The following is a 525-nucleotide window of genomic DNA, read 5'->3' as shown; positions in this document are numbered from 1 at the left end:
GCGTTCGGGTAATTTCCATGCCTACGCAACCGTCTCGTATGCGGGCCGGTTCCGTGTTAATGGTGGTGCGTGGCAGGCGCTGGATGTTGTGCTGACGAAAGATACCGTTGACCCGCTACTGATTCGTGTGTGGTGGGTTGATGTGGGACGCGTCGGCGGCACCTGCGATGAAGACGACACTCGTTGGGGCTGCAAGAACGACCCCACCATGGGTAAAAAGGATAACCCGAACCCGCGCCTACGCAAGGCTGACATCCGTACCGGCCAGCGCTGGCATCTAAACGACAATGGCGACGGGGACACGGAGTACTCGCTACACCGCGACTGGCCCGACATGTAAACCACTTCTAACACAACATATAAATAACCGCAGCAGGCAGCTCCGGATGCATGTGCGTCCGGGGCCGTTTTTGTTTTACCGTGCTGTGCCGAAAAATTGTGCCATAGGTTAGTGTCTATAGTCGTAGTTAAAAACCATGGCAGAAGACGCTAAACCGGCTCTTCCGAGTTGAGTGTGGGTGACCG

The 525-nt window shown here is 55.8% G+C and carries 1 pseudogene; it reads left to right on the top strand.

From position 1 onward, the window contains the following. Positions 1-340, top strand: a pseudogene (locus tag HMPREF2874_RS06835) (peptide ABC transporter ATPase); the annotation flags it as partial. Between the last annotated feature and the right edge of the window lie 185 nt (positions 341-525).

Source organism: Rothia sp. HMSC068F09, from assembly GCF_001812775.1.
Lineage (GTDB): Bacteria > Actinomycetota > Actinomycetes > Actinomycetales > Micrococcaceae > Rothia > Rothia mucilaginosa_A.
Note: the sequence above shows the minus strand (reverse complement) of the source record. Positions and strands in the feature narration are given on the sequence as shown.